Consider the following 21,249-nt stretch of genomic DNA (forward strand, 5'->3'; position numbering starts at 1 on the left):
CAACTGAGTGCATGTTTCCATTTTTTTGTGGGAAGCTAAGCTATGCATTTAGTTCTGAAAGTGTTTTGAACTCTGCTACAGGCAGGTTTGAATATAATGGGGTTTTTGAATTGAGGAGGGTATTTGACATGTCGGAAGAAATGAAAAATCAAGAAGCAACCCAAGATGAGTTGGATCAATTCGTTTCCTTGAAAAAAGGAGATACCGTAAAAGGAACCATCGTCAAATTGGAAGATAACCAAGCCTATGTGAGCATTGGATATAAATATGACGGTGTAATTCCAATTCGTGAACTGTCTTCCCTACACGTAGACAGCGCGTCTGATGCAGTTGAAGTTGGACAAGAAGTTGAAGCTAAAGTACTTAGCATCGACGACGAGAAAGAAAAACTCGTTCTGTCCAAACGTGCAATCGACAGCGAAAACGCTTGGGATCAATTGCAAAAGCATTTTGAAGACCAAGACGTATTCGAAGTTGTTGTAGCTGACGTTGTTAAAGGCGGTCTGGTAGCAGACGTGGGCGTACGCGGATTTATCCCGGCTTCCATGGTAGAGCGCCATTTCGTTGAAGATTTCAGCGATTACAAAGGACGCACATTGCGTGTTAAAGTGAAAGAGATCGACCGTGAGAATAACAAAGTGATCCTTTCCCAAAAAGACGTACTTGAGCAAGAATTCGAAGCAAACAAAGCTACGGTTATGGCTGGTTTGCAAGAAGGTCAAGTTATCGAAGGTACGGTACAACGTTTGACTCAATTCGGTGCTTTCGTTGATGTTGGCGGAGTAGACGGATTGGTTCACGTATCCGAGCTGGCTTGGACACACGTTGACAAACCATCGGACGTTCTGTCCGAAGGCGATAAAGTAAACGTAAAAGTGCTGAAAGTTGATCCTGAAAAAGGTAAAATCAGCCTGAGCATGAAAGCTGTTCAACCAGGTCCTTGGGAAACAGCTGGCGACAAATTCAACTCTAGCGAAATCGTAACAGGTGTTGTAAAACGTCTGGTTGACTTCGGTGCTTTTGTTGAAATCGCTCCTGGTGTTGAGGGACTTGTGCATATCTCGCAAATCTCACACAAACATATTGGCACTCCGCACGAAGTGTTGAAAGAAGGACAAGAAGTTCAAGTTAAAATCTTGGACATGAATCCTTCTGAGCAACGTGTAAGCCTGAGCATCAAGGAAACTGAAGAAGCTCCTGCTCAAGCGCCAAAATCAGAAAGACCTGCAAGAAACAATGCTCCACGTGAAGAAATCAACAACCCGAACGTTTCCTTGAGCAATCAAGGTCTGAGCATCACGCTCGGCGAGCGCTTCGGTGACAAACTCAGCAAATTCAAATAAGTTATACATGCATGGTTCTTAGTTATATACTGCATATTTTGCTGAACAATAAAAGCAAGATCGGCGAGCCCCAGCGGGTTCGCCGATTGTTTTTATTGCGAGTATAACGGCATGAAACGTTAGCCAAGACAGGCGTTTTTTGCTATGATGATTATCGTAAGTATGGACAGGAGGAGTGGAATGTATGGCAAGACCCGTTGTGGCAATTGTCGGGCGACCGAATGTGGGCAAATCCACCATTTTTAATCGGATCATCGGCGACAGATTGGCCATTGTGGAAGACAAGCCGGGCATTACCCGTGACCGTATCTACGGAATCGGCGAATGGAACGGTAAACCATTTAGCATTATCGATACAGGTGGTATCGAAATCGACGGCGAGGACGTCATTTTAAAATCAATCCGGATGCAGGCAGAGCTCGCCATTGAAGAAGCGGATGTTATTGTATTCATGTGTGATGCAAAAGCAGGGATTACGCAATCTGATGAAGAAGTCGCAGAGATGTTGTACCGCTCAGGTAAGCCTATCGTTGTAGCCGTTAACAAAGTGGATAATATCGGGCGCAGTGAGCTCATTTATGAGTTTTATGGATTTGGATTTGGTGATCCAATCGGAGTATCGGGAAGTCATGGTACAGGTGTAGGTGATTTGCTGGATGCCATCGTTGAGAAATTGCCTGAACTTGAGGAAGAGACTTACGATGACGATGTCATTCGTGTAGCTCTGATCGGACGTCCTAACGTGGGTAAATCTTCATTGGTGAATGCCATTTTGGGCGAAGAACGTGTTATTGTCAGTGATGTTGCTGGTACGACGCGGGATGCGATCGATACACCGTTTGAAAAAGACGGTCAGCGCTATGTGCTGATTGATACAGCAGGTATGCGTAAACGTGGTAAAGTCTATGAGACCACGGAGAAATACAGTGTGATGCGTGCGATGCGTGCCATTGAGCGTGCAGATGTTGTTCTGATTGTAATTAATGGTGAAGAAGGCATTATCGAGCAGGACAAGCATATTGCAGGTTATGCATTTGAAGCAGGCAAAGCCTCCATGTTTGTTGTGAACAAATGGGACGTTGTAGAGAAGTCTGATAAAACAATGAATGAGTTTGAGAAAAAAATTCGGGATCATTTCCTGTTTATGACTTACGCTCCGGTTGTATTTTTGTCAGCCAAGACAAAACAACGCTTACAAAAATTGTTGCCTGTGGTGCAGCGTGTGGCCCAGCAACACTCGATGCGTGTTCAGACGCATCTGCTTAACGATGTAGTGTCTGATGCAGTGGCGATTAATCCGCCACCAACAGATAAAGGACGCAGAATGAGAATCAACTATGTGACTCAGGTTGCAGTTAAACCTCCGACCATGGTTATTTTTGTGAACGATCCGGAATTGATGCACTTTTCTTATGAACGTTACCTGGAGAATAAAATTCGTGCAGCGTTTGATTTTGAAGGGACGCCAATTCGCATATTTACTCGGAGGAAGTCCGACGAAGGTTAGGGGAGAAGTTTGTGATTTTACAAATCGCAGCGATTGTACTGAGCTATCTGCTCGGTTCAATCAGCTTTAGTGTCCTCCTTGCAAAAGCACTACGGGGGATCGATATCCGTCAACACGGAAGCGGAAATGCAGGGGCTACCAATACTTTGCGGATATTGGGTAAAGGACCAGCAATTCTGGTACTGCTGTTGGATGTACTCAAAGGTATTGCGGCCGTTTGGATTGGGGTTTGGTTCAGCAATGGTTCCGATTGGATTCCTGCACTTAGTGGTATAGCTGCCATTGCAGGACATAACTGGCCGCTGTACTTCCGTTTCCGTGGAGGAAAAGGAATTGCGACAGCGATTGGTGTACTCGTGACTCTTGCACTTATTCCTGCGCTATGCGCCGGGGTATTTGCGATCCTGTCCATCGTATTGACACGATATGTTTCATTGGGTTCCCTTATTTTTGTAGCTTTGACACCGCTCTTCATCCTTGTGTTACCCGGATATTCGATGAGTATCTTCTGGGGAAGTCTGATTATTTGTCTGTTTGCGTTCTGGAGACATCGTACCAATATTGCGAAGCTCGCCAAAGGACAGGAAAATAAATTGGGATCGAAAAACCCTGGAGGGGGAAAACGCGTTGTCTAAAAAAGTTGCTGTTCTGGTTGCTGGCAGTTGGGGTACTGCACTTGCCAGTGTATTGGCTGCCAATACACTGGATGTGATCATGTGGACACGTGGTGAAGACCAGGCCGCAGAGATCAATAATAAACATACAAACCAACGCTTCCTTCCCGATGCAGAGCTGTCACCTCGTATTCAGGCAACCACGGATATGGCGACGGCAGTTGAAGGGGCTTCTGCTGTGTTAATTGTTGCTCCATCATCGGCGATGCGTTCGGTTGCACATCAGCTTAAGGCCTATTACAAACCGGAAATGTTAGTCATTCATGCAACCAAGGGTTTTGAGACAGAAAGTCTGAAACGTATGTCCACGGTCATTTCGGAAGAACTCGAATGTGAAGAAGGCCGTGTCGTTGTACTTTCTGGTCCAAGCCATGCGGAAGAAGTGGTTAAGCGTTGCCCAACGACGGTTGTTGTGGCATCACTGGATAAAGCTTCTGCCGAGGCGGCTCAAGGTTTATTTATGAATGCTTATTTCCGTGTATACACGAATCGAGATATGATCGGTGTAGAACTGGCGGGAGCGTTCAAAAATATTATCGCGCTGGGAGCTGGTATGTCAGACGGGCTTAACTTTGGTGACAATGCCAAAGCAGCGTTGTTAACACGCGGGCTTGCTGAAATCACACGCATCGGTGTGGAGATGGGAGCGAATCCGCTCACGTTCTCTGGACTCGCAGGGATCGGTGATTTGGTCGTGACTGCGACCAGTCAGCACAGCCGTAATTGGAGAGCTGGCTCCTTGCTGGGCAAAGGACAGAAGCTGGACGATGTTTTGAATTCCATGGGCATGGTTGTGGAGGGTATTCGGACCACGCAGGCCGCCCACTTTATTTCTCAGAAATACGGTGTGCAAATGCCGATTGCAGATCAGCTTTATCACGTTCTTTTTCAAGAGAGACAGCCGCGGGATGCGGTTGAAGCTTTGATGGGACGTGATCCCAAGACCGAAATGGAAGTCATGACGCTTGAAACATGGGAGCAGTGGCATTCCTGATGGTAGCGTAGGCAGCTTTCCCGAAATGAGAAGCTTCTTCACCTTTTTTGCGGTGCACTCATATTATACACATGAGTATTGCCGGAGGAGGGGAGACGAATGGCTAACAACATTTCCAAGGAAGCGCTGAAAGCGATCAACAAAAAAACAGGGAAATCGATTACGGAAGGTGCCGTCAAGAAATTGGCGAGTACAGTAAAACCGTCCACCATGCAGAATGAAGCTCAATTGCGCCAACTGATCAAGCAAGTATCCGCCATGGCAAAAGTGCCAGTATCTGAAGATACAGTTCAGGATATCGTGAGTGCCGTCAAAAAAAGCGGATTAAACCCAAACAGTATGGAATCATTAATGAAAATGATGATGAAAAAATAATAGATCGCGCCTGCGTGCAGGCGATCAGGCAAGACAAAAAGACGAGTCGGCATCTGCCGGCTTGCTTTTTGTCTTTTTTTTTGGAAAGCTGAGCAATGTTTCGTGTTATAATAGTTGCAATTGTCACAGTGTCAGTGATGAATAACGGACTGAAGGGGAGAACTCTGGATTATGAACGCGATGGACAAGATGTGGCTTTCATTGGTCGCAATCCTTATTATGGGACTATCTGTATTCCTGATTACGTTTGCTCGATCCAAAACGAAAGGTATTGTACGGGGGATTCTTTCTTTAATTGCTTTTCTCATTATGCTGATTGGCTTCTTCGGCGGAATAGCTTCTCTGACCTGATCTTTCTCGCCTGAGAGATAACATCCGCATAAACACATCATAAGAACTGACACAACGAAAACGGATGAAGGGAAGGTGAGCCGATGAGGTCGCATGAAACGGAGGATCGGATAGAGCGCTATCCAGAATTACAAGCGGCTTTGCTGGAAACGGCGAAAGCTTGGGATGCAGAGCCTTATACGTGGCTGCTTGGGGGAAGCTGTGGGTTGTTGCTCCAACAGGTGGAATTACAGCAGGCTCCCAGAGATATTGATGTTTACGCTGACATCACCGCCGCGAAGTTGCTTCATAAATCTGCGCCTGGAATGGTGCTGGACGAGCCTGTCGTAGATAAAACTGGACCTTATGCCTCGCTGCTCAGTCATTATCAGGTAGGGACTTGTGCGTTGGAACTGGTTGGTGGTTTCGAAGTGTGGTCACGTAAAAGTTGGTACCGCATTGAAATTGAGCATATATTGGCCAAGTATGCACCTGAAGCCAAAGTGGGTTCTTACACATTGCGTTTAATGCCGCTTGCTCATGAACTGTTGTTCAATCTAATGAGAGGCCGTGCTGATCGTTATGAACCCATTGCAAGACAGATCCAGCAGATGCCCGAATCACATCAACCTCTAATGACTTTATTGGGGAAGCAAAATATATGGACAAGCCGATTCAGAGCAGAAGTGGAAGAGCTTGTTGGCTTCGAATGGCCTCAATAGGTTGGGAGGAAGAATGATGGATTACAATATTACATTTTTACCGCAAAATAAAACGATTCGGCTAAAGCCGGGTGTAACACTGCTAAATGCTGCACGTCGTGCAGGGGTGAAAATTGCAACGCGATGCGATGGAAAGGCAGCCTGTCTCATGTGTAAGGTGAAAGTAGATTCGGAACATCTTGCAGCGCTTCATCCACCAACAGATGCGGAGAAGCGTAAGCTAGGTTCGCTGCTGGATGCAGGTACTCGGTTGTCATGTCAGGCAAAGGTGCGGGGATCGGTGATGGTTCATGTTCCGGAGGACCCGCTGAAGGCAGCGATTCGTAAACAATTGGAGCGTCAACAGCAGGAAGAGGACGATTGGTTCTAAGAATACCTGAGTGGAACGATTTCAAGGAGGATACGGATGAACGAGAATATGGCGAAGGTCGCGAAACCAAGAGGGCAGAGGCGTCATTTGCAGAAGATGTCCTGTCTACTCTTGTTCCTATTGTTTGCTTTTACAGCAACGGGGTGTATGTATCAATCCCAGAGTAATCCTGATCCCAAAATAGCTTATAGGGAAAGCGTAAGCCGTATTCAAACTGCGGTAGAAGCATTCCAACAGGATCAGGGGATTTTGCCCATGGTCAATGCAGATATAGAAACACCGAAATATGAAAAATTCAGAGTAGATCTGTCCAAGCTGAAACAGCAGGGGTATCTGGATGAAATACCCGGCACTGCGTTTGAAAGTGGTGGGAGCGCTTACTTTCTCATTCAGGATGAAGAAGTGAACCCGACAGTCAAAGTCATGGATCTTCAAACCGTACAGAAAGTAAATGATGTTCAGCGAATGGTCAACCAGTACAAGTCCGTACATAACAATCAACTGCCAAGTGGGGAAGAATTGTATCCGAATCTATACGCTGTAGATATGGAACAAGCCGCACAGGCAGGTGCCCCAGCGGTTACACTGAATAGTGTATATTCGGGTCAGGAACTGCCTTTCATGATGGATGACGAGGGCAATGTCTATGTGGATTATGCTTTTGACATTATGCAGGCTGTAGAGAAGTCAGATAATGCTCCAACAAAAGTGGAAGATATGCGTGAATTCTTGCTGGAGCATTCTTACTTTGTCCCTGTAAAATCGGTCGCCTATACCTGGCAGAATAATACCCCGGTTGCAAAAAAGTAATAATGAACGTTAATTCGATTCGAATGCATGCAATCAATGATTATCCTTAAGGTAAAAAAAGAGATATTCCGCATCACGGAATATCTCTTTCTTGTATGTTGGTTTATAGTTCACATCATAAGGACCATAAACTATATTCAGATTACGTTGTTCAGACCTCCACTTTATAACTCAAGTCAAGTTCATCGCCGGGTAACCCCCGAATACCCCAATGAATACGCGGTGTTTCAAATATGGTGATCTCCACATCATTAGGTGATAACTTCAACTGTTCATTCATTCGTGTGAATAATTGCTGAATGAGTTCTTTCTTGACTTGATCTGTGCGGCCTTCGAACATGCTGATTTCAATAATGGTATATGCTGCTGAACGATCAGAGGGAAAAAGAAAATCATCCGTTTCCATGGGAAAGTAACGTTGAAACTTCTTGTTCTCCGGTAATCCCACAACATCCACCATAACGGAGTGTATAACTTGTGAAAGCTGCGCTTTCAATGGGTTCAGGTGCTCACCTAGTCCATATACTTTGATCTGTGCCATGCTCATCTCACCTTTCTCATCTCATTATCTCTGCTCTTCTCTGCTAAAAAATGCCTTACCCTCACAGTATACCTTCTGCACGGCTTGAACGGTACCACGAAAACGAAATCAACGAACCGGCATAAAAGCTTCGGCACGCTCATAAAGTAGATTGAAATAAAGACGCGCAGTCCGAGAGCGGGGCGATTCTCTTAAGGCAACTACCTTGAGAAAAAAACAAAAAATACGCGTCATAATGCTGCATACGGATACATAAGATGATACTAGTCCAATTGCATGTACGAGTTAACGCCGCTTTCGCCGGTTTCATCAGAATGCAACGTTCGGCGGCGGACGACTTCCGGGCACTCACAAAGGCGGCTCTACCGTTGCAGGGATTTCAGTCTTCTGATTGAAAAAACGAAGCGGATGCTCTTTAGCATTTTTCCTTCGGAGTAATTTAGGGAGGGGATTTCATTGGAGAAAGTGGACATTTTTAAGGACATTGCCGAGCGGACCGGAGGGGATATCTATCTCGGGGTTGTCGGCGCAGTCCGGACAGGTAAATCAACATTTATCAAACGTTTCATGGAAACGATTGTACTGCCAAACATCACAAACGAGGCAGACCGCGGGAGGGCAGTGGATGAACTGCCACAGAGCGCAGCTGGCAAAACAATCATGACTACGGAGCCAAAATTCGTACCGAATAACGCGGTTCAAATCAAGGTCGCCGAGGGACTTGATGTCAATGTGCGCCTTGTGGATTGTGTAGGCTACGCAGTGGAAGGAGCCAAGGGATACGAGGATGAGAATGGACCACGCATGATCTCCACGCCTTGGTTTGAAGAACCGATTCCTTTCCAGGAAGCTGCCGAAATTGGTACACGCAAAGTCATTCAGGAGCATTCCACATTGGGTGTGGTGGTCACAACAGATGGCACAATCGCTGAGATTGCCCGGAGTTCCTATGTGGAATCAGAGGAACGCGTTATAGCCGAACTGAAGGAAGTAGGCAAACCGTTTGTACTGGTGATCAACTCCACTCGCCCTCGCAGTGAAGAAGCGCTGCAGTTGCGAAGTGAGCTTGCTGCCAAGTATGACATTCCGGTTATGACACTCAGTGCAGCTACAATGACTGAAGATGATGTGACAGGTGTACTTCGCGAAGTGCTGTATGAGTTCCCTGTACATGAAGTGAATGTGAATTTGCCGAGCTGGGTGATGGTGCTGAATGAAAATCACTGGCTGCGCAGCAACTATGAAAATTCCGTTCGCGATACGGTTAAGGATATCCGCAGATTGCGTGACGTGGATCGGGTAGTTGCTCAGTTCATGGAATACGAATTCATCGACCGAGCCGGTCTGAGTGGTATGAACATGGGGCAAGGTGTGGCAGAAATCGATCTGTATGCACCGGATGAACTATATGATCAGATCCTCGTGGAAGTTGTTGGTATTGAAATTCGAGGTAAAGATCATCTGCTGCAATTGATGCAGGAATTCTCCCATGCGAAGAGGGAGTATGATCGCTTCGCTGAGGCGCTGGAGATGGTCAAAACGACTGGCTACGGCATCGCGGCTCCATCCCTCGCCGAAATGGCATTGGATGAACCAGAACTCATCCGGCAGGGTACCAAATTCGGCGTCCGCCTGAAAGCAACCGCACCATCCATTCACATGATCCGGGTCGATGTGGAATCGGAGTTTGCACCGATTATCGGAACGGAAAAACAGAGTGAGGAACTGGTGAGATACTTGATGCAGGACTTCGAGAACGATCCGATCAAGGTATGGGATTCAGATATGTTCGGTCGTTCACTGCATTCCATCGTGAGAGAAGGCATTCAGGGTAAAATTGCGATGATGCCAGACAACGCACGATATAAATTGCAAGAGACGCTGGGACGTATTATTAACGAAGGTTCCGGTGGATTAATCGCTATAATTCTGTAAGTCCAAAAGGCCGTAGGGGTACCCCTCGCGGTCTTTTTCTTGTTTAATTTACATGATTCTGGATGAACTGGATAATATACTTTAGTTCCGGATAAAAACTTAGCGAGTTTTAGCTTTAAATTACTAAAACCCATTTACATACTAGGGATTAGCCGTTATATTAATATTCAACTATTGTGATCGAGATCACAGAGAGTGTGAACAGGGGGAGAAAGAGATGAGAGGGAAAAACACAAAATGGGTATGGTTGAGTGTGCTGCTTGTATTTACATTGGCGCTGTCCGCTTGCGGAATTAAAAAAGAACCTGCTTCAACTACAGCTTCCGGCGCAGCAGAGGACAAGCCTCAAACCGAAGCAGTAACAGGCCCACTCAGTGGAAAACGAATTGCACTGATTATGGAATTTAACACAGGTACGTTCTCGCAGCAATATGTGCAAGGGGTTAAAGAAGAAATCGAAAAATTCGGTGGACAACTGACTACGTTTGTCGCCGATAATGATAAAGCCAAAATGGTATCGTTGCTCGATAGCGCAATTAACCAGAAATTCGATGCCATTCTAACGGATCATGGGGATTCCTTGCTGACGCCGGGCGTGAAAAAGGCAGTAGAACAAAACATTCCGGTTGTTGTGTTCGATGCAGACATTAGCGTTCCGGGAGCAACAGTGTTGTCCCAGGATGATCAGAAGATGGCTGAGCTTACGCTGGAGCAAATGAAAAAAGATATTAACGGACAAGGCAATATCGTAAAAGTATGGGTAGCCGGTTTTGCACCAATGGAACGTCGTCAAATTGCTTATGGCAAGTTCCTGAAAGAGAACCCGGACATTAAGGAGATTGCAACGTTTGGTTCAGCACAGAATCCAGCGCTGGATACGCAAGCCAAAATGGAAGCGATTCTGAAACAATATCCAAAAGGTGAAATCACGGCGGTATGGACTGCTTGGGATGAGTTCGCTAAAGGTGCAGCACGTGCCATTCAGCAAGCAGGACGTGATGAGATCAAGGTATATGGTATTGACATGAGTGATGAAGATTTGCAGATGATCCAGGATCCGAAAAATCCTTGGGTAGCTTCCGCAGCGGTTGATCCAACAGACATTGGACGTGTTCAGGTTCGTTATGCGTACCAGAAGCTGAATGGGGATGAGACAGAGGATCAAGTGGTTCTCAACCCGGTTTATGTACAGCGCGATGCGCTGCCAGACAAACAAATCTCCACTTCAGAGCTGTCCGAGTATGTTGAGGGCTGGGGAGGAAGTACACAGGGAATCAAGGATTGGATGTCGGAATACGGAGTTACTGCTAAATAAAACAGCGTAACTGAGGCGCGCCACAAGGCGCGCTTTTTCCAACCATGATGAAAAAACTACATGAGAAAAGTGATACTCCCGTAGGGAGCGATTGGAGGTTGGCGTCATGAGTACTGCACCGATTCTGCTTCAAATGAAACATATCCACAAGCAGTTTGCAGGTATTCCTGCACTGAAAGACGTGGAGTTCTCCGTGAAAGGCGGGGAAATTCATGCGCTGCTTGGTGCGAATGGTGCCGGCAAGAGCACATTGATGAAAATTCTATCTGGTGCCTATCAACTGGATCAGGGCACCATTCAATTAAGTGGGCAAACAATTCATCTGAATTCACCAGGAGATGCTAAAGCGAGTGGAATTCACTGTGTGTACCAGGAAGTGGATGCTGCGCTAGTTCCACAATTGACAGCTGCCGAGAACATTATGCTGGATCAATTGGCGTCGCCGAGTGGAGGTTGGTGGAAAAGCCCGCGGAAACTGCAACAGCGTGCGGCTGAAGCTTTGCAGCAATTAGGAGCGGCTATATCGGTTCACAAAAAAGTAGCCGACCTGACACTCGCGGAGAAGCAGATGATTCTGCTCGCACGTATCCTGATTCAGGATGCCAAGGTCATTATTTTTGATGAACCAACTGCACCGCTGAGCCAGGAAGAAACGGATGCTTTTTTTCGAATCGTTCATTTATTGAAAGAACGCGGAGTGGCATGTATTTTTATTACGCACCGTCTTCCTGAAGTTACAAGTCACTGTGACCGCGTCACCGTGATGAGAGATGGACAACATGTGTTCACGGGTGCGGCAAAAGAGCTTACGATCAATGATCTGGTGACGCAGATGCTCGGAAAACCATTTGAGGAAGAGTTTCCCAAAACAGAAGCTCCGGTAGGTGAAGTGTTGCTGGAAGCAAGAGGACTTCGGCGTGGAGTCCGGGTCAAGGGCGTGGACCTGTCTGTTCGTCGAGGCGAAGTGCTTGCTGTGGTAGGGCTTGTAGGTGCGGGGAAAACGGAATGTTCCCGCTTGTTGATTGGTGCAGATCGGCTGGAGAGTGGAGAGATTCGGCTTAACAATCGTGAACTTCGTCTTTCCCAACCAGCTGATGCTGCGGCTCAGGGCATTGTCTCCGTGCCTGAGGAACGGCGGAAACAGGGGATTTTAATTGAGGAAAACGTAGAACGGAATTTGAGCCTGCCTTTGCTTGCACGTCTTAGTAGATTAGGTTTTGTAAGTCGAAAGCGAGAACGTGAGAATGCGGAATCTTTGGTGCAGCAGCTCGGTATCAAAACATCGTCAGTGCGGCAGGAAGTGAAGTATTTAAGCGGTGGCAATCAGCAAAAGGTGGCCATTGGCAAATGGCTGAATGCGGACGCAGACGTCTTTATCTTTGATGAGCCGACAAAAGGTGTGGATATCGGCGCCAAAAGTGACATCTTTCGCATCATTAACGAACTGGCTTTGGCGGGTAAAGCTGTTATCTATTTCACGTGTGAACTGGATGAAGGATTGGGCATTGGTGATCGAATTGCAGTCATGTGTGAAGGAACTATCGTAAAGGAATTCAAACGGGGCGAGACTAACCAAGAACAGCTGCTATACTATGCAAGCGGTGGACAAGAGGTGGGAGCATGAAAGATAAATCATTGGATTTTGCGTTCCGTTATGGCGCAATTATCGTTATTATTGGTGTTATAGCATTTTTCGGTATTAAATTGCCTTATTTCTTCACATATAGTAACTTGACCGATATTTTGGGTTCAATCTCTATCGTGACATTTGTGGCGATTGGTGTTACCTTATCTCTCATTGTTGATGGATTTGACCTCTCGGTGGGGGCTACCGTCTCGTTAACTACTGTCGTTACTGCTTCATTGATGATTTGGTATCAGCAGCCGCTGGCAGTTGTCATTATCGTCCCACTAATTATTGGGGCTGTGATTGGTTGGCTTAATTCCTTGCTTATTGTGAAACTGCGTATCCCGGATCTGCTCGCTACACTTGCCACGATGTACATTATCGGTGGAATTCATAAAACGTATGCTCAAGGATACACGATCTATAACCATATGCAGTTTCCTGACGGAAGCAAGGCTGCCGGAGAGATGGACCCCACATTTCTGCAGCTTGGGCAGGGAAAATGGCTGGGAATGCCGATTTCGGTCATCCTGCTGCTCATTGCGGTTATCGGTGTGCATATCTTTTTGACCTATACGAAGTATGGGCGCCAGATGTACGTTACGGGGGGCAATGAAGAAGCGGCACGCCTATCCGGTATCAAGGTGAAAAAGGTGCGTACACTCGCTTATGTAGCTGCTGGAGTGTTTGCTGCAATCGGCGGTATTATCTATGCATCCAAAGTAGGTTCAGGGCAAATAGATGCAGGTTCTCCGTTGTTAATGGAATCCGTGGCTGCTGTGTTTGTCGGATTCTCCGTATTTGGTGCAGGTAAACCAAACGTGATCGGAACATTCATCGGTTCGGTTCTGATTGGTGTTCTGGTGAACGGTTTGACTATGATGAATGTTCAATATTTCACGCATGATATTGTAAAAGGTGGGGTGCTCGTGCTTGCCCTGGCGGTTACATTTTACGTGTTAAACCGCAACCGCACTTGAAATTGTGTGCTGTCTGTATTAGTATAAAATTTGTTCGGCGTCTGAAACAACCTTTGTTTCAGGCGACATTCTGCCAGAAATGACTGTTGACCGCAGGCCGAGATTTCTGTTCATCACGCTCAAGATGTACGTAGATTTTTTGTGTATGAACGTATATTTCGCTATAAAACGGAAACACAGTATAACATTCAGGACATTGATTCAGGAGGTGAAAAAACAAATGAACAAATCAGACTTGATTACACACGTGTCCGAAGCTACTGAATTGTCCAAAAAGGATGTAACGAAAGCGGTTGATGCCGTATTCGAAGCAATCTCTGAGGCTCTTCAAAGCGGAGACAAAGTACAATTGGTTGGTTTTGGGAACTTCGAAGTTCGCGAGCGCTCTGCACGTAAAGGACGCAACCCGCAAACAGGTGAAGAAATCGAAATTCCTGCGAGCAAAATTCCTGCATTCAAACCAGGTAAAGCGCTCAAAGACGGAATTAAATAAGATTTCTACATATTCCATATGTCGACAAAAAGACCGTGACTTGTTCACGGCCTTTTCTTTTGTCCTTTAATTATTTTTCTTCCTGCCATCTTGCGATTCCGGATCATCCGGTTGCTGTGCATAGGCAATCAGAATAAGCTCTTCTCCAGCTGCTGCGGACATATGCTGTTCGGTTTCTTTTAACTGGTGAATATGCTCGTCTGTTAGTGCTGCGGGAATGTACTTCATATAAACTCTCCTTTCTGTGGCAGGATCACTTGTAGTATGACCTGGGAGTAAAAGATTATTGCGCTCCATCCACATAAGGGCTGGTTGACAAATGAAACAATATTTATCATCATTAACGCTATTGAACAAGGAGAGGGGATGTGCGTGATGGATCATCCAACCGGCAGTGATTATATCGTAATTAAGGCGGAGGAGAACGGTGTTCAGGTGATCGGCTTAACCCGAGGTCAGGATACCCGCTTCCACCATACGGAGAAGCTGGATAAGGGAGAAGTCATGTTTGCCCAGTTTACCAATCATACTTCCGCCATTAAAATCCGTGGAAAAGCCACGCTGATTACGAAGCATGGACAGATTCAGTCGGAATAATGAAAATTGCAGGCATAGCCTGCTTTTTTTCATTGTACAATGAGGTATGAGCCTTTACCGGACAGACTACACTAATAGGTAAGGGCAGGGAGGCATTTATGAAACCGCGGATGATCGTGACTGCTTCACTGCTGGCAACGGTTGCGGCGGTCCTTCTGCTTGTTGCCATACAAACCTTACATATGCGTACCTTGGGCGGTGAAAACGTACAACCCGTTTCTGCGGCGCAGCATCCCGTCCAGCTAACAGAAGACAATCTGGTGGACGTGCTGAGCACCATGAAATTATCGACACCCATTGCCAGGGTGGAGTGGAAACAATCCATTTTGACACTTGATCTAAAGGTTACCGGAACCAGCACAAGTTACACCGAAATCTATGGTAATATGGCTGCTGTGGCAGATTTAGGATTTCGAAGTCTGGATAACGTGGAACAGGTGATGCTGCGTGTTATGGCAGAAGATGAATGGCTTCATAAAAGACATTTGTTGCTCGCTGCCGATTTTCGGCGTGGGGAATGGCCAATGTATGCAATCGAAACGCTTCGAGACTGGAAAAGTCCGATCCTCTCGGACGAATTAAAGGACTGGTTTCACATGATGGAGACCGAACTTTGGAAGAAGCAATTCGAAATGTCAAGTCAGGGGTAATAGAATAGCATGATTCAGTGCGTGCCCGATAAACATATGCTATAATATATAAGATTGTAGTGCAGAAATGGTTTAACAATGTAAAGGCTCGGAGGCTGAGAATGAATTCATATCGCGTACCCCAACTAGCAAAGAAATATACGGATTACGACATGATTCGACAACATACGGAAATCCCATCATTTCCGGATAGCCGGGCTCGTCTGCTGCAGGTATTTGTGGGCCGCACAGACGAAAAGGTGCATGATGAGCTATACGCTCTCGCAACCTCGCTCGTTCAGTTGGCCATGGATACGCATGATCGAATCGATACGATATCCGGAGAGCGTAGAGAACTGGAGATGCGTTCACGCCAGCTGAACGTGCTTGCCGGAGATTATTTCAGTAGTCGTTTCTATCAGTTACTTGCCCATGCAGGTAAAATTGAAATGATCGGTAAACTTAGTGGTGCTGTATCCGAAGTGAATGCACGCAAGATGACGCTGTATGAACGGATGAAAAAGCTTCTCGTTTCGGCTGAAGAATACTTGCGTGAAACAGTACAGCTGAAGATGCAGCTGTTTCTTTCTTTTACAGGCATGATCCGTGATAACGAAGCATCGCTATGGAACGACCTGTTGGCCGAATTCAGCTACTGCGAGGCAATTATGGAAGAGCTGCGTCGGATGAATGACGAACAGAGATTTTATCACAGTTATGCTTTCTGGCATATTTACGAGTACGGTAATGACGATGAGCGAAAAATGCTGCGTCAGCCCGAGCCGGATACAAGAGCATGGAGCGGTATGGTGCTGAAGTATCGGATCGGCGAGTTTTTGCTGGACAAGCTTCGTGAGTGTACACACCGTATACAACTGTTGCTGCAAGACGAGGAAGATCAACTGGGCCTGCATGAGATCAATGCAATCCTGGAGCCTTACCTGACGTATTTGCAGCCTTCACATGCGGCAGTTAGGGAAGATTGAGGGGGAGACAGACGAATGGGGAGCGGAGAGACCAAACCTAAAGAAGAATTTGTCCATTCTGTTTTTCAGAGTATAGCTGGTAAATATGACGTCATGAATGATATTCTGAGTTTCCGCAGGCACAAAGCTTGGCGTAAATTTACCATGAAGAAAATGAATATGTCCAAAGGCGATACCGGTCTCGATTTGTGCTGCGGCACGTGTGACTGGACACTTGCCATGGCCCAAGCAAGTGAAACGGGTCACATGCATGGACTTGATTTTAGCAGCAATATGCTGGAAGTTGGACAGACCAAAGTTGATGCTGTAAACCGTCAGAAACAGATCACGCTGGTTCAAGGCAATGCGATGTCACTTCCCTTTGAAGACAATTCATTTGATTATGTCACCATTGGATTTGGACTTCGCAATGTACCGGATCTCAGACAGGTTCTGTCAGAGATGAAGCGTGTAGTGAAACCGGGAGGCATGGTAGTTTGTCTGGAGTTGTCTAAGCCGACATGGCAACCATTTAAAGCTATTTATTATTTTTATTTCGAACAACTATTACCGAACATTGCCAAATTGTTTGCCAAACGTTATGAGCAGTATAAATGGCTGCCGGACTCACTGGCACTTTTTCCAGGGAGGAAGGAACTGGCCGACATTTTTGCAGAAACCGGATTAAAGCAAGTGCAGGCCTATCCTCTGACCGGAGGTATTGCGGCATTGCATATTGGAACCAAGGAGAATCAGCATGTTTAGGAAAATTCGCATCTTTTTAGAAATGATTAAGATTGAACATACGCTTTTCGCGTTACCTTTTGCATTTATGGGGGCCATTCTCGGTTCCATGGTAGTGAATGATACATTCCCGACCTGGATGCAGATAATGTGGGTATTACTGGCTATGATTGGTGCAAGAAGTGCTGCTTTTGGCTTAAACCGCATGATTGACCAAGCCATAGACAAGAAAAATCCACGTACCGCAATGAGAGCAATTCCTGCCGGTTTGTTGAAAAACGGTGAGGTCGTTATTTTTATCATAGTATCATTTGTGCTCTTGTTCTGGGCTTCATCCAACCTTAACGTGTTATCCATGCAGCTGTTGCCGATAGCTGTATTTATGCTGGTATTGTATTCATACACCAAACGTTTCACCTGGTTGTGCCACGTAGTGCTCGGTATGACCATTGGTCTGGCTCCACTGGGGGGCTGGGTAGCGGTAACGGGTACGATGGATTGGACAGCGATTGTACTGTACGTTACGATTGTGTTCTGGACTGCAGGGTTCGATATCATCTATGCATGTCAGGATCTGGATTTTGATCAGGGCGAGGGTCTTCATTCCATACCTTCCCGTTTTGGTCTTAACAAATCATTGCAGATCGCAAAGTTCTTCCACGTGATTACCGCAATCGGTTTTCTTGCTTTGTTATTGTTGACTGATCTGAGCTGGTGGTATGGTGCCGGAATGCTGATTACTTATGGTATCCTCTTCTATGAACACTATATTGTATCGCCAAATGACATGAGCCGCGTGCAAACCGCATTCTTTACAATGAACAGTGTGCTAAGTCTGGTTGTATTTACATTTACTTTAATTGATCTGGCGGTGAAATAAAGATGCAGCAGCCGGACAATAAACGACTAGTTGTCGGAATTACCGGGGCCAGTGGAAGTATATATGGCATCAGATTAATTGAAACGCTGCTTGATCTTGAATACACCGTGCATCTGGTGATCTCCAATGCCGGGTGGCGTGTATTAAAAGAAGAAATGGACTGGGATGTTACGAATCGGGACCGTGTGCTGGAAGAAAAATTCGGCGGCCGTGCGGGTTCCCTGATCTATCATCCCGTTAGTGATATTGGTGCCTCCATCGCAAGTGGTTCTTTCTTGGCAGAAGGCATGATTATAATGCCGTGCTCCATGGGTACTCTTTCATCCATTGCACAAGGTTCGTCGGACAATCTAATGTCCCGGGCTGCAGATGTCATGATGAAAGAGGGAAGAACGCTGATTTTGGTGCCACGTGAGACGCCACTGCATGCAATCCATCTGGAAAACATGCTGAAGCTCTCACGGCTTGGTGTCCGAATGATACCAGCCATGCCTGCTTTTTATTACAAACCCCAAACGATGGACGAGTTGATTCTATTTCTGGTGGGTAAAGTGCTTGATAGTCTGCGCATCCCGCATCAACTGTTTACCAGATGGGGAGAACCGGATGAACGGGGATAACTTCTTAGCTCCCTGCAATTTAGAATCTGCTGACCGAATTGCAGGGGCAATTTGTTGTCCCCCAATCCCGGGGTATTGGTGAGCGCTGATGGTGACCTTTGGATGGAACCACAGCCTTGACCCATGCTCCGGCAACTTCTGTACTTATGTTTCAGAACAAGTCGCAGAGTTTAATTCCCGGATGTCGGCCTTGACATTCGAAGAAGAGTAGTACGTCTCAGAAGAACACAAGCAGGAAAGGCAAGCCCTGGTTTTTCGTTATGCCTGCAGGCCCGACTTGCTGGAGGGGAAGGTAAGCATGGATTTATGGACTGACAATACGCTGACACGGGTGAACGAATGAAACTATTGGATATTTTCGGGTTGTTAAAAAAAGACATGGACTACATTGAAAAAGAGTTGTATCGCAGTGTTCAGGGAGAACAGAAGCTGCTAAGTGAAACGTCACTTCACCTGCTCAAGGCAGGGGGTAAGCGTTTGCGTCCGGTATTTGTGTTACTCGGTGGGAAATTTGGTACATACGATATTGAACGTCTGAAGCTGGTAGCGGTTCCGTTGGAACTAATTCATTCGGCTTCACTGGTTCACGATGATGTTATTGATAATGCCGCGACACGAAGAGGTAAACCAACGGTGAAGTCCAAATGGGATAATCGGATTGCCATGTACACCGGAGATTACATTTACGGCAAGGCGCTTGAGATGACTGCGGGCCTATCCGATCCGGCGATACACCGTATTCTGGCCAAAGCGATGGTGCAGATGTCAATTGGTGAAATGGAGCAAATTCGGGACTTTTTCAATACGGGACAAAGTGTACGTAACTATCTCTTACGAATTCGTCGCAAAACGGCGCTTCTTATTGCTGTCAGCTGCCAGCTGGGGGCGCTTGCTACTCGTGCGCCGGAACATGTATCTTCGTTGCTGTACACCTATGGTTACAACGTGGGTATGGCGTTCCAGATACAAGATGATGTACTTGATCTGGTTGGTACCGAGAAGCAATTGGGCAAGCCTCCAGGGAGTGATATGAAGCAGGGAAATATCACGCTGCCTGTACTTTATGCATTGCAGGAACCTAATTTGCGTGAACCATTGCTGGAGGAGATAACCCGCGTTCAGCACGAGGAGGGACGGGCGAGTGCATCCGATGCAATTGGCATGATTCACCAAAGTCAAGGAATTGCTAAAGCAGAAGCCCTGGCTGACCGATATATGAAGAAAGCGCTCGATGCTCTGGATCAACTGCCTAACATCAAGACCACCAAAAACTTGCGTGATATCGCTCATTTTGTGGTCAAACGTACGCATTAATATGTTTGAACATTAGACTGCTATGGACGGGCACCTTTTCATGAATGCAGTTCCTCGTGTAGCTGTCTCTTACTCAAAAATAACATTCATGTGATATTCCTCATTGGGAGGATTTGGACATGTATGTTACAATCAAAGGGATTGCGTTTACATAATGAAATAACTTTGAACCGTGAGTGAGGAGTGAGCCTATGGATCGTACATTTTTGATGGTGAAGCCGGATGGTGTGCAGCGTGGATTGATAGGGCGTATCGTTAGCCGTCTGGAAGACAAAGGATTTAAGTTGGTGGCAGGCAAGCTGGTGCAGATGTCTGAAGATCAGGCCAAACGCCATTATGCTGAACATGAGGGGAAACCGTTCTTCGATGATCTGGTTCGTTTTATCACATCTGGACCTGTATTTGCTATGGTCTGGGAAGGTGACGACATCGTGGCACTTGCGCGCATCGTAATCGGGAAAACCAATGTGAAGGAAGCTGCTCCGGGTACAATTCGCGGAGATTTCGCCAGCCACACACCGCATAATCTGATTCATGGGGCGGATTCACCGGAAAGCGCCACTCGTGAAGCAGCAAACTTCTTTACTCCGGATGAGCTGGTAACGTACGACAAGAGCATCGCAGCCTGGTTGTAATTTTTTAGCCAGAAGGGTGATACGATGCTGGAGCAGGAACAACTACTAGACCCGGATTACGCCGGATTTATTCGGAAAATCAAAGAGAGCACAGGCATTGATCTTGCTCAATACAAGGAAGGCCAGATGAAAAGACGGCTGACCACACTTCGTAACAAAAACGGATTTCATACGTTTTCTATCTTTTTTGATGCCATGCAAAAGGACAAGTCCTTGTTTTATGAGTTTCTGGATCGCATGACCATTAACGTCTCGGAATTTTGGCGTAACCCTAATCGCTGGGAAGTACTGCGGGATGAAATCCTGCCTGAGTTACTAGGTCCGAAGCGTGGCGTTAAAGTGTGGAGTGCCGCTTGTTCTACAGGCGAAGAACCGTACACGCTAGCGATGATTCTGGACACGATGGGCATTCTTAAGGGAAGCTCCATTACGGCAAGTGACTTGGATGAAGGTGCTCTCGCTAAAGCCAAGGAAGGGCGTTATATGGAACGCTCGCTTAAAGATGTTCCGAAGGAAACAGCCAATCGATACTTCAAGCAGGATGGCTTGGTGTACCGTATTGATGAACAACTGAAAAGTTCAGTTAAGTTCATGAAGCAAAATCTGTTACTGGATCGTTTTGACGAAGGATATGATCTGATTGTATGCCGTAATGTCATGATCTATTTTACCGAAGAAGCCAAAAACCTGTTGTATCACAAGTTTGCAACAAGTTTGCGTCCAGGTGGTATTTTGTTCGTGGGCAGTACGGAACAGATTTTTTCCCCGGGACAATATGGTCTGGAGACAGCGGAAACATTCTTTTATCGCAAAAAATAATTTTAATTATTTCATAACCGTCTGGCGTGC

The 21,249-nt window shown here is 46.2% G+C and carries 25 protein-coding genes; 23 read left to right on the forward strand and 2 right to left on the reverse strand.

What is annotated here, in order from left to right; genetic code table 11:
* Positions 1–128: 128 nt before the first annotated feature.
* From rpsA to ACR1R9_RS07040, 9 genes are all read left to right on the forward strand, one after another.
* Entirely contained in the window at positions 129–1,343 is a 1,215-nt protein-coding gene (gene rpsA, locus ACR1R9_RS07000) for a 30S ribosomal protein S1 (protein ID WP_433921454.1), read from the forward strand.
* A 184-nt stretch (positions 1,344–1,527) separates the two neighbouring features.
* Positions 1,528–2,850 (forward strand): ribosome biogenesis GTPase Der, encoded by a 1,323-nt coding sequence (gene der / locus ACR1R9_RS07005; RefSeq protein WP_024630683.1) that lies wholly within the window; start codon positions 1,528–1,530, stop codon positions 2,848–2,850.
* A gap of 11 nt (positions 2,851–2,861) precedes the next feature.
* Positions 2,862–3,485 (forward strand): glycerol-3-phosphate 1-O-acyltransferase PlsY, encoded by a 624-nt coding sequence (gene plsY, locus ACR1R9_RS07010; RefSeq protein ID WP_076288925.1) that lies wholly within the window; start codon positions 2,862–2,864, stop codon positions 3,483–3,485.
* On the forward strand, positions 3,478–4,518 hold the full coding sequence (locus tag ACR1R9_RS07015) for an NAD(P)H-dependent glycerol-3-phosphate dehydrogenase (RefSeq protein ID WP_433921453.1): 1,041 nt from the start codon (positions 3,478–3,480) through the stop codon (positions 4,516–4,518). Before plsY ends, ACR1R9_RS07015 begins: the two co-directional genes overlap by 8 nt.
* A 99-nt stretch (positions 4,519–4,617) precedes the next feature.
* On the forward strand, positions 4,618–4,893 hold the full coding sequence (locus ACR1R9_RS07020; RefSeq protein ID WP_024630680.1) for a stage VI sporulation protein F: 276 nt from the start codon (positions 4,618–4,620) through the stop codon (positions 4,891–4,893).
* 171 nt (positions 4,894–5,064) lie between these two features.
* Complete coding sequence (locus ACR1R9_RS07025) at positions 5,065–5,244, forward strand: DUF2768 family protein (RefSeq protein WP_053780676.1); 180 nt, start codon at positions 5,065–5,067, stop codon at positions 5,242–5,244.
* 83 nt (positions 5,245–5,327) lie between these two features.
* Positions 5,328–5,945 carry a hypothetical protein gene (locus ACR1R9_RS07030; protein WP_076288928.1) on the forward strand — a complete coding sequence of 206 codons (618 nt, stop codon included), beginning with the start codon at positions 5,328–5,330 and terminating at the stop codon, positions 5,943–5,945.
* 16 nt (positions 5,946–5,961) lie between these two features.
* Entirely contained in the window at positions 5,962–6,315 is a 354-nt protein-coding gene (locus tag ACR1R9_RS07035; RefSeq protein ID WP_076288929.1) for a 2Fe-2S iron-sulfur cluster-binding protein, read from the forward strand.
* A gap of 36 nt (positions 6,316–6,351) precedes the next feature.
* A complete protein-coding gene (locus ACR1R9_RS07040; RefSeq protein ID WP_076288930.1) occupies positions 6,352–7,125 on the forward strand; it encodes a hypothetical protein in 774 nt (257 codons plus the stop codon).
* Between the two features lie 151 nt (positions 7,126–7,276).
* Here the strand turns inward: ACR1R9_RS07040 and ACR1R9_RS07045 are convergent, their stop codons facing one another.
* The gene (locus ACR1R9_RS07045) at positions 7,277–7,666 is read right to left on the reverse strand and encodes a tautomerase family protein (RefSeq protein WP_433921450.1); all 390 of its coding nucleotides are present in this window, start codon (positions 7,664–7,666) and stop codon (positions 7,277–7,279) included.
* Positions 7,667–8,122: 456 nt separating this feature from the next.
* Here ACR1R9_RS07045 and spoIVA point away from each other — a divergent pair, with 456 nt between their 5' ends.
* The 5 genes from spoIVA to ACR1R9_RS07070 all read left to right on the forward strand — a co-directional run bounded on the left by spoIVA (position 8,123) and on the right by ACR1R9_RS07070 (position 14,016).
* Positions 8,123–9,601, forward strand: coding sequence for a stage IV sporulation protein A (gene spoIVA, locus ACR1R9_RS07050; RefSeq protein ID WP_076288931.1), 1,479 nt, complete (start codon positions 8,123–8,125; stop codon positions 9,599–9,601).
* A gap of 217 nt (positions 9,602–9,818) precedes the next feature.
* Positions 9,819–10,916, forward strand: a complete 1,098-nt coding sequence (locus tag ACR1R9_RS07055) for a sugar ABC transporter substrate-binding protein (protein WP_076288932.1) — start codon at positions 9,819–9,821, stop codon at positions 10,914–10,916.
* Between the two features lie 106 nt (positions 10,917–11,022).
* On the forward strand, positions 11,023–12,540 hold the full coding sequence (locus ACR1R9_RS07060; RefSeq protein WP_310853540.1) for a sugar ABC transporter ATP-binding protein: 1,518 nt from the start codon (positions 11,023–11,025) through the stop codon (positions 12,538–12,540).
* Positions 12,537–13,523, forward strand: coding sequence for an ABC transporter permease (locus ACR1R9_RS07065; RefSeq protein WP_063566763.1), 987 nt, complete (start codon positions 12,537–12,539; stop codon positions 13,521–13,523). The genes ACR1R9_RS07060 and ACR1R9_RS07065 overlap by 4 nt, the downstream gene beginning before the upstream one ends.
* Before the next feature lie 220 nt (positions 13,524–13,743).
* Complete coding sequence (locus tag ACR1R9_RS07070; protein WP_024630670.1) at positions 13,744–14,016, forward strand: HU family DNA-binding protein; 273 nt, start codon at positions 13,744–13,746, stop codon at positions 14,014–14,016.
* A 66-nt stretch (positions 14,017–14,082) separates the two neighbouring features.
* Here ACR1R9_RS07070 and ACR1R9_RS07075 read toward each other — a convergent pair whose 3' ends face one another.
* Positions 14,083–14,244 carry a hypothetical protein gene (locus tag ACR1R9_RS07075; protein WP_175382481.1) on the reverse strand — a complete coding sequence of 54 codons (162 nt, stop codon included), beginning with the start codon at positions 14,242–14,244 and terminating at the stop codon, positions 14,083–14,085.
* A gap of 147 nt (positions 14,245–14,391) precedes the next feature.
* Here ACR1R9_RS07075 and mtrB point away from each other — a divergent pair, with 147 nt between their 5' ends.
* The 9 genes from mtrB (at position 14,392) to ACR1R9_RS07120 (ending at position 21,219) form a co-directional block, all read left to right on the forward strand.
* Positions 14,392–14,613, forward strand: coding sequence for a trp RNA-binding attenuation protein MtrB (gene mtrB / locus ACR1R9_RS07080; RefSeq protein WP_024630669.1), 222 nt, complete (start codon positions 14,392–14,394; stop codon positions 14,611–14,613).
* Positions 14,614–14,711: 98 nt separating this feature from the next.
* Complete coding sequence (locus ACR1R9_RS07085; RefSeq protein WP_433921449.1) at positions 14,712–15,263, forward strand: hypothetical protein; 552 nt, start codon at positions 14,712–14,714, stop codon at positions 15,261–15,263.
* Between the two features lie 101 nt (positions 15,264–15,364).
* The gene (locus tag ACR1R9_RS07090; RefSeq protein ID WP_175382479.1) at positions 15,365–16,228 is read left to right on the forward strand and encodes a heptaprenyl diphosphate synthase component 1; all 864 of its coding nucleotides are present in this window, start codon (positions 15,365–15,367) and stop codon (positions 16,226–16,228) included.
* A gap of 15 nt (positions 16,229–16,243) precedes the next feature.
* The gene (locus ACR1R9_RS07095) at positions 16,244–16,972 is read left to right on the forward strand and encodes a demethylmenaquinone methyltransferase (RefSeq protein WP_076288936.1); all 729 of its coding nucleotides are present in this window, start codon (positions 16,244–16,246) and stop codon (positions 16,970–16,972) included.
* Positions 16,965–17,831, forward strand: a complete 867-nt coding sequence (locus tag ACR1R9_RS07100) for a UbiA-like polyprenyltransferase (protein WP_063566766.1) — start codon at positions 16,965–16,967, stop codon at positions 17,829–17,831. Before ACR1R9_RS07095 ends, ACR1R9_RS07100 begins: the two co-directional genes overlap by 8 nt.
* Before the next feature lie 2 nt (positions 17,832–17,833).
* A complete protein-coding gene (locus tag ACR1R9_RS07105; RefSeq protein WP_063566767.1) occupies positions 17,834–18,451 on the forward strand; it encodes a UbiX family flavin prenyltransferase in 618 nt (205 codons plus the stop codon).
* Between the two features lie 339 nt (positions 18,452–18,790).
* Positions 18,791–19,765, forward strand: a complete 975-nt coding sequence (locus ACR1R9_RS07110; RefSeq protein ID WP_433921448.1) for a polyprenyl synthetase family protein — start codon at positions 18,791–18,793, stop codon at positions 19,763–19,765.
* A 191-nt stretch (positions 19,766–19,956) separates the two neighbouring features.
* Complete coding sequence (gene ndk, locus ACR1R9_RS07115) at positions 19,957–20,400, forward strand: nucleoside-diphosphate kinase (protein WP_063566769.1); 444 nt, start codon at positions 19,957–19,959, stop codon at positions 20,398–20,400.
* Positions 20,401–20,424: 24 nt separating this feature from the next.
* Positions 20,425–21,219, forward strand: a complete 795-nt coding sequence (locus ACR1R9_RS07120) for a CheR family methyltransferase (protein WP_076288938.1) — start codon at positions 20,425–20,427, stop codon at positions 21,217–21,219.
* Positions 21,220–21,249 lie beyond the last annotated feature (30 nt).

The organism is Paenibacillus taichungensis (assembly GCF_050994985.1).
GTDB classification, from domain to species: domain Bacteria; phylum Bacillota; class Bacilli; order Paenibacillales; family Paenibacillaceae; genus Paenibacillus; species Paenibacillus taichungensis.

Excerpts from the sequence above, each read along its gene's own strand:
- rpsA (WP_433921454.1), top strand. The coding sequence starts at position 129 with ATGTCGGAAGAAATGAAAAATCAAGAAGCAACCCAAGATGAGTTGGAT.
- der (WP_024630683.1), top strand. The coding sequence starts at position 1,528 with ATGGCAAGACCCGTTGTGGCAATTGTCGGGCGACCGAATGTGGGCAAA.
- ACR1R9_RS07020 (WP_024630680.1), top strand. The coding sequence starts at position 4,618 with ATGGCTAACAACATTTCCAAGGAAGCGCTGAAAGCGATCAACAAAAAA.
- ACR1R9_RS07025 (WP_053780676.1), top strand. The coding sequence starts at position 5,065 with ATGAACGCGATGGACAAGATGTGGCTTTCATTGGTCGCAATCCTTATT.
- ACR1R9_RS07030 (WP_076288928.1), top strand. The coding sequence starts at position 5,328 with ATGAGGTCGCATGAAACGGAGGATCGGATAGAGCGCTATCCAGAATTA.
- ACR1R9_RS07035 (WP_076288929.1), top strand. The coding sequence starts at position 5,962 with ATGGATTACAATATTACATTTTTACCGCAAAATAAAACGATTCGGCTA.
- ACR1R9_RS07040 (WP_076288930.1), top strand. The coding sequence starts at position 6,352 with ATGAACGAGAATATGGCGAAGGTCGCGAAACCAAGAGGGCAGAGGCGT.
- ACR1R9_RS07045 (WP_433921450.1), bottom strand. The coding sequence starts at position 7,666 with ATGGCACAGATCAAAGTATATGGACTAGGTGAGCACCTGAACCCATTG.
- ACR1R9_RS07055 (WP_076288932.1), top strand. The coding sequence starts at position 9,819 with ATGAGAGGGAAAAACACAAAATGGGTATGGTTGAGTGTGCTGCTTGTA.
- ACR1R9_RS07060 (WP_310853540.1), top strand. The coding sequence starts at position 11,023 with ATGAGTACTGCACCGATTCTGCTTCAAATGAAACATATCCACAAGCAG.
- ACR1R9_RS07065 (WP_063566763.1), top strand. The coding sequence starts at position 12,537 with ATGAAAGATAAATCATTGGATTTTGCGTTCCGTTATGGCGCAATTATC.
- ACR1R9_RS07070 (WP_024630670.1), top strand. The coding sequence starts at position 13,744 with ATGAACAAATCAGACTTGATTACACACGTGTCCGAAGCTACTGAATTG.
- ACR1R9_RS07075 (WP_175382481.1), bottom strand. The coding sequence starts at position 14,244 with ATGAAGTACATTCCCGCAGCACTAACAGACGAGCATATTCACCAGTTA.
- mtrB (WP_024630669.1), top strand. The coding sequence starts at position 14,392 with ATGGATCATCCAACCGGCAGTGATTATATCGTAATTAAGGCGGAGGAG.
- ACR1R9_RS07085 (WP_433921449.1), top strand. The coding sequence starts at position 14,712 with ATGAAACCGCGGATGATCGTGACTGCTTCACTGCTGGCAACGGTTGCG.
- ACR1R9_RS07090 (WP_175382479.1), top strand. The coding sequence starts at position 15,365 with ATGAATTCATATCGCGTACCCCAACTAGCAAAGAAATATACGGATTAC.
- ACR1R9_RS07095 (WP_076288936.1), top strand. The coding sequence starts at position 16,244 with ATGGGGAGCGGAGAGACCAAACCTAAAGAAGAATTTGTCCATTCTGTT.
- ACR1R9_RS07100 (WP_063566766.1), top strand. The coding sequence starts at position 16,965 with ATGTTTAGGAAAATTCGCATCTTTTTAGAAATGATTAAGATTGAACAT.
- ACR1R9_RS07105 (WP_063566767.1), top strand. The coding sequence starts at position 17,834 with ATGCAGCAGCCGGACAATAAACGACTAGTTGTCGGAATTACCGGGGCC.
- ACR1R9_RS07110 (WP_433921448.1), top strand. The coding sequence starts at position 18,791 with ATGAAACTATTGGATATTTTCGGGTTGTTAAAAAAAGACATGGACTAC.
- ndk (WP_063566769.1), top strand. The coding sequence starts at position 19,957 with ATGGATCGTACATTTTTGATGGTGAAGCCGGATGGTGTGCAGCGTGGA.
- ACR1R9_RS07120 (WP_076288938.1), top strand. The coding sequence starts at position 20,425 with ATGCTGGAGCAGGAACAACTACTAGACCCGGATTACGCCGGATTTATT.